Source organism: Actinomyces israelii DSM 43320 (genome assembly GCF_000711965.1).
Classification (GTDB): Bacteria; Actinomycetota; Actinomycetes; order Actinomycetales; family Actinomycetaceae; genus Actinomyces; species Actinomyces israelii.
The window spans coordinates 1-7222 of sequence record NZ_JONS01000080.1; the positions used below are offsets into that span (position 1 = coordinate 1).

Sequence of the window (7222 nt, forward strand, 5' to 3'; positions counted from 1 at the left end):
CATCCACACGCCCTCCTGCGCCCCCGACCCCGGGTCCCACCAAGCACGCACAAGACGCCGCCAGAGCCGGCACCGCCAATCCCCGCGCGCTCGCCCCGCAGAACACCTTCGCGGTCTTCACCGCCCACATCACCAACCACACCCTCGACCACGACTTCAAGCACCCCCCAGTCACACCACCACACACCGATCTCATTTAACTCCAGCCAGACCTCCACGAAGAAGTTGCGGACGAGACATAATACATTTGGAGCGATATTGAGGTGATAAATGCTTAGGAACCTTACAAGGAGAGACGGACCGCCAGTCAGGAGCCGCGAGACGTCAACCGATTCGTCGACGAGTTTTGCGAGCGGATCCGGAGGAGCCACAAGGAGAACAGGGCAATCCTTCATATTCCCCTATCGTGTCGAGACGGATGCGACCGGGCGAACCGCACCGTAGCGGTGGCGGAGAGGGCGCCCCGCCCTTCATCCATCATGTCGATCTGCACAAAGCAATCACATACCTAATAACCCATCGACACCGCCCCAGAACACGCTTTTATCGCACGACTTCCACGACCTCCCTTACTGATAGAGCCAGGAATTCTTTCCCACCGACCATGGCCTCTTCTTACGGTGCACTCTTCTGTCCAGGAAATTGGTCGGGGCCAGAAGCGCGTCGGTGTCGATGCACAGATGCTCTCCGGCAGCGTGAATGGTGGCGAGGTCCTCCAGGCGCAGGGCGGCGTGGATATCGCACAGCTGGGTGCACAGGACCATCAGGGCTACCTCCCACTCGCCCGCCCCGATCAGCTCCATGATCGGCACGAAGCCCCAGTAGGCCCGGTGGGAGATCTTGGCAGTCTGGAGCAGCAGACGGCGAGCCTGTCGCTCGTGGGGCATGTCCGGAAGGAGCACCCTATTGCGCGTCACCGTCTGCCGGTGCTGTCGGCGTAGATCGGCCACGAAGCAAACGGGTCCCCGCTTGCAGCGGGTCCTGACCCAGTACAGGGGCGGCGTGCCGTTGCGCGGCCGAAGCCGCGGTGGGCGTCCTGTGATGCGCATGCGCTCGTCCCGCGTGACCGGCGACCTGAGCATGGTGGAGATGAATGCGTTGGCGTCCTGCTGGCTCCACTGCTCAGGGAAGGCGGTGCTGCGGCACTCCCAGTCGGTCCACACCAGGTACTCCCCGGGAATCGTCTCGTCGGGGCGCCCTAGAAAGCGGAAAAAACCGTCAACGTCAACGTCCAGCATAAGTCCCAGGTCCCGCAGCGCCTCCAGCTCTTCGGGAGAGGGGAGGCTGTCGTGCTCGTCAATCTGCGTACAAACCAGCTCCAGCGCAATCCCATACTCCCCATAAGCAATCAGGTCAAGCGCCAAGCCCACGTCTCGCGGAGCCAGCGCCCGGGCCGCAGCCACCCTGTCGATAAGACTGTCTACAGGATCAGCATCTTCCCACACGACATCCACCCTATCACTGCATGAGCACAGCATATTCTGTTAACACCAGTTTTCTCGAAAGGCTGAGCTCATGTGCACCACGGAGGTTTAGAGCGCGGCGTCGCCAGTATGGCCAACACCGAACAGAACCGTATTCCAGGACAGAGGTCGCGAGATATCGACCGATTAACCAGCGAGACCTGCGGTTTGACCCAGAAGATCCGGACGCTCAAGTCGGCCCCCATGGCGGCCCGACCGCTACAGCCGCCCGGGACGCGGAGATGACCGATCCTCTCACAGCCTGCAACACCGACTCATCCAGTCCCTTCTTGTCGCTGGTCGTGCAGGCCGACCGAGATTTCGCGCCCGGCCTCAGGGGCAGAGCTATCCACGCCGCCAGCATGAAGCGTCCCGGTGCCTGCGCCCCGGCGGCCGCAAGCAAGCACGGGGCCGAACAGGCGACACACCGAGCAGGTCAGGCCCCGCCTCGCACAGGGCCCAGTCTCATGCCCCGTACGCGACCTGGACCGACCAGGAGGAGCACAAGCGACCCAGCCCCCTCCGCCCTTGAAGCTGGAGCGACGACAAGATAGGAAGATGCGAGCGGCACGGCGACTGACCCATTCCTCTGCCACAGGCAGGAAACCGGCCCGAACAGCATCGGGCCCACAGAGGAGGAGGAGATGACTTCACCACCAGTATTCCGCCATCACTACTCGGCCGTTTTCGAGAGCCCTTCACCGTATAACCCCGGCGGCCTGTCATTCTTCGACTATCGGGAGCCCGATCCGGCTGATCTGGACTATCTGATCTGCCGGAACGGGGCGGACGACATTGTGATAATCGGGATCGCGCCCGCCGCCTGGGTGTCCCAGAGGCTGGCACTCGACGGAGTCTGCATTGACCGGAGTCACAATGGCGTCATTCTCGGGGTCGGAGACCCGGACTGGAACCCGAAACCATTCACCATCGACATCCGCATGGGGGAAGTCGAGAGCGACTTCCTCTTTTCGGGCTAACCGTGAAGAGGTTGTTCTCGGCGATCCGGCGGCGTCGAGCCGGCGGTCAACGCAGGTGCGCCTGGCGACGGCGCGCCGGACAGGCTCTGGCCACTCATACTGCGGGTCCAGGCGTTGATGATGCGGGAGGCCGGACCAGCGTCCGCGCATGGTCCAGTCCCTCGCGGACGGCTGGGCCCACTCCCAGGTCGGAGGCGACCGCGACAAGCTGCTCAAGGCGGGCCTCTGCCCGGCGGATCTGCTCGGGGTCGGAGCGCAGCTCCTCCAGGGCCCGCAGCGCCTCGTGAGACCGAGTCCGGTCTGCGGCGTCGCGGGTGCCGTCATAGGCGACGGCGCCGTCGCGAGCCACAACCGACAGGCGGTGGACGGCGGCGGTGGCCCCGGCGGCCGCCAGGGTGGCCGGAGTCCCGGTGTAACCGGCGTCGTGAGCCTCTTGAGGGGTCCACCTGGCGGCCCCGTCTCGCGCAAGAGACGTCAGGTAGCGGTCCAGGCACCCGATCCAGGAGACGGCCTCTGGCACACCCAGGACGACCAGGTGGGTGATGGCCCCGGCGGAGTGGAACCGCTCGAGCGTGCTCAGGGTCGTTCCGGGACGGCGCAGAGTGCCCTCGACCAGCACGGAGTGCCCGTGCTCGGCGGCCCAGTCCAGGGCCTGTCCCACCAGCCACCCGGAGAGGTCGGCCGTGGCCGCGGGCATCGCTAGCGGGTCGGGGTCGCGCACGAGACGCGCGTAGTCGGGATGATAGGCCCGCAGGTCGTCGCCAATGACCGGGGCGAGGTCGTGGTTGGGGTAGAAGGCAGCCCGGACCTCCTCGATCGCACGGGTCTTGCCTGCCCCGGGCTGCGCCCCGACCGACAGGAGGACCTGCGGACCAGACTGATCAGACAGGAACAGGTGGCGCAGGGCACGCTCACGCGCCCTGCGCCGCTCGGTCTCTGACAGGCGCGTGCTCATGCTGCCGTCGGGTAGGATGCGGCGCGCTGGGCCTGGTCGAGCTGGCGCCGGGTGCGTTCCCAGCGGTCCATGTGCTCGACCATGGCGGTGCGGTCGTTGACGCCGACAGCCCGACGCTCACGGTCCAGGGCGATGACCTGCTCGTCCCAGAACCGCATCCCCCCGTCATCGCCAGCTTCCTGCGCACGGTAGGCGAAGGAGACGTACATGCCCTTAAGCGCCGTGCCCTGCTCGTAGAAGATGTCGTAGAGAACCGCAATATCCACGTTCTCCCAGTCGACCGGAATCCTTCCCTCGCGGGATGCCCCCTGGTGCGCAGGAGCCTGCTGCGAGACTGCTGTCCGTGTCACGGCGTCTCCTCACCTGCCGGTTTCTGGCTGACCGCCATCATACCGTGCCGCACGCCTGCCGCGGGGCCGCCTGCGGGCCGAGACCCCATCCTGGGGCGCAGTGCCGCCGAGACCGGAGCGGCCGCGCATAACGGCACGCGGCCCGTCCTCGTCGTCGTCCTGTCCCCGCCCTCCGGCTCGCCGAGAAAGCCGCGGATGAGGCGTTGTACATCTGGGGCGACATCGAGATCATCAATGCGACAATCCTCTCATCGCTTACTACGCTCCTTTGTTCCTTACTGTACGAGGAGAAGAAGCGTAGTAAGGAACAAAGGAGCGTAGTAAGCGTCCCAGGCCGCCCCTGGGACCGGCACCCCAACGCCACCCGGAGCTGCGCGAGGCGTTCGGCAGGTCCCTGGGCGGCGGCCAGGCGACGCGGAACACCGCCGTCCATCTCCTCACCGAGCTGGACGGGGTCGGCGCCGACATCGCCGGGGTCTGCGAGCAGGCCACCGAGGCGGCCCTGGCGGAGTCGACGCGCACCGGGAGGGTCCGGACGATCACCATGCGCAACCTGCAGAGGGCCCTCGGCCGGGCCCGACCCGGCTGCGGCGCATGGTTCTCCAGCGCCCGCAACGTCGTCACCTACGCGAACAACGACGGCGAGTACGACGACCTGCGCCGCTACATGGCCGCGCGCAAGCTCCTATGACGGGTCCCGCGCGGCGGCGTGCCGGAGCATCCCGACGACGACGGCGCCGGCTGCGCGGGCCGCCTGCAGCGGATCGCCCTGCTGCACGAGATGGGGCAGTACAAGCGCGTCGTAGAGGAGGCCGGCCGCCTGTGCGCCGACTTCCCCGACCTGCCGCAGGCACACCTCGAGCTCGCGCTCGGCCTGTTCGACGTCGGACGCATCGACGAGGCGCGCCGCGAGCCTCGTGAGGCGCTGGCCCTCGACCCCTACGACCCCTGGGCCGGCGTTCGCCTCCGCCGAGCTGGCGCCGTCCCGGCGTGAGCGTCGGACCTCATGCGCCGCGCCGTAGGGCTCGATCCCGGTAACAGTGCGGCCCTGGCCCGGCTCGCCCTGTTCGAACGTCGCTGCGGCGCCCGGCGCAGACGGTACCGCAGGCTGGCCGAGAGAGCGCTCAGTGCGGAGCCCTACAACGCGTCCGTGCACGTGGCCGTCGCCGAGCTGAAGCACAGCATGGAGGACTTCAAGCGGGCACGGGCCCGTGTGAACGAGGCGCTGTCGTTGGAGCCCCGATCACGCCGGCGCCCTGGCGCCGCAGGCCGAGCTGGCGAGCAGCACGAGAGAGTGATCATCCCACGCGGCCCTGAGGCGGTCGACGCTCTTGGTAGCGAGGGGCTGCGCGATTCCGCGGTCTCGCGGCGCGGGCCAAGCGGCGCGGGGAGGTGAAGGCGCGCGGGGGCGCCAGTCTCCCGGGGCGGCGGGGGCTGCGGGCCGGCCGACCGCGCACCCAACGGTCGCCTCGTTTGACGTATTGGGTGCCGTCCGGCAGGGTGATCGTGCTCTCGCGGGGAGGCTCGCGGCGCGCCCCCTTGTTCTCCAGACCCAGCCGCTCCGTCTCGCGGTCGAACGCCTCCTGGAGCTCTGTACGGATGAATGATGGGCGGTACTCGCCGGCGGCATAGGCACGCACGAGCGACTCGGCCGTGGAGTGGGCCCGCATGTAGTCGACGAGCATATGGGCGAAGCGCGTGAGCAGCTCGCGCCGCTCCTCGTCCCCCAGCCGCTCCCACCCCATGTCCTCCAGCATCCCCACGTCTACGTCCGGGCCGATCTCCCAGTTCGCCAGGAACGGGGCCAATGGGTAGTCGTCGCTCTTCAGCGTCGCCGGCGTCTCAAAGCCAGGGGCGAGCGGAGCGCACATCAGGTCAAAGTTAAGCCGACTACCACCGTACGGCGACTTGAGAATACGGAAGGCCCACGTCACCTCCTCCCCGGTCCAGTACCACCAGTACCGACGCTTCCTCATGCCCGCCGCCTTCAAGGTCGGCGCCAGGTGCGCAACCACATCCTCGCGAGTCAGTGTCATGCTGCCTTTCCAATCGTCTCGGGCGGCCTTTCCCCGGCCGTGGGGTGGAGGCGGGTGCTGGCCCGGGGTGCCTGTTCTTCTTGTGGGGGTGGTTATGGTGTGGTCCATGCGGGGCCTGTGGGGCGGGGTCGTTGGTCGCAGCGGCCGGGGTAGCGGAAGCCGACGGCGCGCATGCGGGTCAGGCTCGCTCTCAGGTTGTCGGGTGCGCCCGGGTCGGGGGTGATCTTGAGGGAGATCTCGACGTCGCTGGGGCGTTCTCGCTCGGTCCACAGCAGGCAGTCGACCCAGTTGCCGCCGTCCTGGAGCGGGGCGGCGAACATGTCGCGGGTGAAGTCGTCGGGCGTGGGGGTGTAGGGCTGCCAGGCGTAGGTGGTCATGAAGGCGTCGGCCTGGTCCCAGTCCAGGCGGTTGCCGCTGGTGAGCTCCCCGGCTCGCTTCCAGTCGCGCAGTGAGACGGCGTCGGCGACGGCCCGCACCCGTTCCACCACCTGGGGCGGCAGGGTGCGCGTGTACTCGATGACCCCGCGAAACGCGCGGTGCGTCCGCGAGCTAAAGAACTCCGGGGGAGGAAGCGAGTGTCCGCAGACGAAGCGCTTCCGGTGGCTCAGGCGGATCTCCCCGCCCGGCCACACCCCCAGACGCCGCACCCGGATGCGTCTGCCCACCTTCGGCCAGTGCTCCCGGGCCTGCTCGGCCGGGTCGTAGGACAGGAGGTGCGCGGGCAGGACGCCCACCCGCCCGGAGTCCTCCAGACGCACCAGCAGGTCCTCCTCGCGGTGGGCGACCACCACCCCCAGCTCAACCGGCCCCAGACCCGCAGGCACCACCTCTCTCGTCGGATACCCGCGCACGAGCCCCTCCATCGCACTTCCCCTGCCCGTCACACGAATCTCGGTCTCCTCCTCGTCCCCTGAGAAGGACAGCCGACGCACCCGGATCCGCTCACCCACATCCGGCCAGTACATAGTGTTGTAATACAATGGGTGGTCACCAATGCCAGTAAAGTGCATGAACGCCTCCTCGCCACCATCCTCAAGACGCACAAGCAACCCGTCACGACGGCGGACCCCCGTCACCACCGCCCACTCCACCGGCCCCATACCCATTTGCTCATCATCCATTGAAACCTCCGGTGTGAGGTGCCTGGTGTTTCTTGGACAGTGGTGGAAAGAGTACTGTTTTGAGAGATGAGGTATAATCTGATTATGTCGGCACAGAGATTCAGCAGTGAGCTCAAGGAGCAGGTCGTCCTTGAGGTCGTGGAGAAGGACCGGACAATAGCCGAGGTGGCGAGGTCCTACGGCCTGGTTCCTCAGACGGTGGGAAACTGGGTCAAGAAATGGAGGAAGGACCACCCGGAGTCCGTGGACTCCGAGGTCGGTGCGGAGCAGTCGGCGGAGAACAGGAGGCTGCGTGCCGAGCTGCGGGAGGCCAGGAT

10 protein-coding genes are annotated in these 7222 nt (G+C 67.0%); 5 read left to right on the top strand and 5 right to left on the bottom strand.

The genetic code is table 11. The features are described from left to right. The coding region (locus O145_RS18770; RefSeq protein ID WP_043564406.1) for a hypothetical protein at positions 1 to 200 on the top strand (200 nt) is incomplete at its 5' end. Positions 201 to 569: 369 nt separating this feature from the next. Here the strand turns inward: O145_RS18770 and O145_RS14915 are convergent. Further along, positions 570 to 1478, bottom strand: a complete 909-nt coding sequence (locus O145_RS14915) for a MafI family immunity protein (protein WP_043564408.1) — start codon at positions 1476 to 1478, stop codon at positions 570 to 572. 629 nt (positions 1479 to 2107) lie between these two features. On the opposite strand from O145_RS14915, the gene O145_RS14920 reads away from it, so the two are divergent. Further along, entirely contained in the window at positions 2108 to 2443 is a 336-nt protein-coding gene (locus tag O145_RS14920) for a hypothetical protein (protein ID WP_043564410.1), read from the top strand. Positions 2444 to 2537: 94 nt separating this feature from the next. Here the strand turns inward: O145_RS14920 and O145_RS14925 are convergent, their stop codons facing one another. Next, a complete protein-coding gene (locus O145_RS14925) occupies positions 2538 to 3398 on the bottom strand; it encodes a zeta toxin family protein (protein ID WP_052375260.1) in 861 nt (286 codons plus the stop codon). After that, the gene (locus tag O145_RS14930; protein ID WP_156966819.1) at positions 3395 to 3748 is read right to left on the bottom strand and encodes a hypothetical protein; all 354 of its coding nucleotides are present in this window, start codon (positions 3746 to 3748) and stop codon (positions 3395 to 3397) included. Before O145_RS14930 ends, O145_RS14925 begins: the two co-directional genes overlap by 4 nt. Positions 3749 to 4292: 544 nt before the next feature. Between O145_RS14930 and O145_RS19435 the strand changes: the two genes are divergently transcribed. Together O145_RS19435 and O145_RS16750 are read left to right on the top strand one after the other, a co-directional pair. After that, a complete protein-coding gene (locus tag O145_RS19435; RefSeq protein ID WP_229118617.1) occupies positions 4293 to 4439 on the top strand; it encodes a hypothetical protein in 147 nt (48 codons plus the stop codon). Between the two features lie 18 nt (positions 4440 to 4457). Beyond that, on the top strand, positions 4458 to 4742 hold the full coding sequence (locus O145_RS16750; protein WP_052375262.1) for a hypothetical protein: 285 nt from the start codon (positions 4458 to 4460) through the stop codon (positions 4740 to 4742). A gap of 304 nt (positions 4743 to 5046) precedes the next feature. Here O145_RS16750 and O145_RS14940 read toward each other — a convergent pair whose 3' ends face one another. Beyond that, positions 5047 to 5724: a hypothetical protein gene (locus O145_RS14940; protein WP_156966820.1), complete on the bottom strand. Its 678-nt coding sequence runs from the start codon at positions 5722 to 5724 to the stop codon at positions 5047 to 5049. A 152-nt stretch (positions 5725 to 5876) separates the two neighbouring features. After that, positions 5877 to 6905, bottom strand: coding sequence for a hypothetical protein (locus O145_RS14945; RefSeq protein ID WP_156966821.1), 1029 nt, complete (start codon positions 6903 to 6905; stop codon positions 5877 to 5879). Positions 6906 to 6989: 84 nt separating this feature from the next. On the opposite strand from O145_RS14945, the gene O145_RS16755 reads away from it, so the two are divergent. Then, positions 6990 to 7222: transposase (locus O145_RS16755; RefSeq protein WP_052375263.1), on the top strand; the 233-nt coding region annotated here is incomplete at its 3' end.

Bases quoted from the DNA above. Each gene is read 5' to 3' on its own strand.
- O145_RS14920 (WP_043564410.1), top strand. From the start codon at position 2,108: ATGACTTCACCACCAGTATTCCGCCATCACTACTCGGCCGTTTTCGAG.
- O145_RS14925 (WP_052375260.1), bottom strand. From the start codon at position 3,398: ATGAGCACGCGCCTGTCAGAGACCGAGCGGCGCAGGGCGCGTGAGCGT.
- O145_RS14940 (WP_156966820.1), bottom strand. From the start codon at position 5,724: ATGAGGAAGCGTCGGTACTGGTGGTACTGGACCGGGGAGGAGGTGACG.
- O145_RS14915 (WP_043564408.1), bottom strand. From the start codon at position 1,478: ATGCTGTGCTCATGCAGTGATAGGGTGGATGTCGTGTGGGAAGATGCT.
- O145_RS14945 (WP_156966821.1), bottom strand. From the start codon at position 6,905: ATGGATGATGAGCAAATGGGTATGGGGCCGGTGGAGTGGGCGGTGGTG.
- O145_RS19435 (WP_229118617.1), top strand. From the start codon at position 4,293: ATGCGCAACCTGCAGAGGGCCCTCGGCCGGGCCCGACCCGGCTGCGGC.